Origin of the sequence: Thiorhodococcus minor (assembly GCF_010820565.1) — a bacterium.
Classification (GTDB): Bacteria; Pseudomonadota; Gammaproteobacteria; order Chromatiales; family Chromatiaceae; genus Thiorhodococcus; species Thiorhodococcus minor.
On record NZ_JAAIJQ010000294.1, the window covers coordinates 1 to 855 of the forward strand.

Genomic DNA, 855 nt, shown 5'->3' on the forward strand with positions numbered 1-855 from the left:
GGCATGCCCGCATCCGCGCGGTCGGCGGCGTCGTGCCAGGATCGGATTAGTCCAACAGACATTTATCCATCGGGCGCGCCAGCGTCGGAGCGAGACCACGCTCACAGCCATGCGCCCGATGGATAAATGCTTAATAGTTGGGCACAAAAATTCGCGCTGACCGCTCATTCCTTGTGGCTTCAGGATATGATTATCACCGCCATCCAAGAAAAGATCCGTTCCCGGAGCTACGAGTTCTCTCGACACGCGGTGGATCAGAGTATTCGCCGCGACATCAGCGTGGGCGAATTGGAAGAGGCGTTGGTGGGTAACATCGAAATCATTGAGGATTACCCGGATGACAAGTATGGTCCGAGCTGCCTCGTTCTAGGGTACACCAGTTCGGGGCGTGCGCTTCATGTGCTTTGCAGCTATCCGAGTCGTCCGATACTAAAGGTCATCACGATTTACGAGCCAGATCCGAACCAGTGGATTGATGACCGCATCAGGATAAGCTGAAAAATGTGGAGATATCCATGAAAGAAACTATGGTCGATAAGACAGTTACCTACACGCTTGAGTACAAGGGCAAGCTCTACGTGGTTGAACAGGTTCCGGCTCGTGTCTGCCAGGAAACTGGAGATGAGTTCTTCTCGCCAGATACAGTCGAACATATCCAGAGGCTCATCAAAGGTGGGAAGCGTCCTGATCGAATCATCGAGACTCCGGTCTTCAAGTACGCATAGCGAGAGCCCAACGAATAAGGTTAGATCGTCCGAGCGCAGCGAGCGACGATCTGAACCGGTTGTTGGACAAGCCCGGGATCGAGGAGGTACGCAGGGGGTATAGAAAATAGCTTTTCGAGGCCGAGGGCTC

2 protein-coding genes are annotated in these 855 nt (G+C 53.6%); both read left to right on the forward strand.

Annotated features, from left to right (window positions below; all coding sequences use genetic code 11):
* Nucleotides 1-126 precede the first annotated feature (126 nt).
* Entirely contained in the window at nucleotides 127-498 is a 372-nt protein-coding gene (locus G3446_RS27030; RefSeq protein WP_209262672.1) for a DUF4258 domain-containing protein, read from the forward strand.
* A gap of 17 nt (nucleotides 499-515) precedes the next feature.
* On the forward strand, nucleotides 516-725 hold the full coding sequence (locus tag G3446_RS27035) for a YgiT-type zinc finger protein (RefSeq protein WP_164456732.1): 210 nt from the start codon (nucleotides 516-518) through the stop codon (nucleotides 723-725).
* Nucleotides 726-855 lie beyond the last annotated feature (130 nt).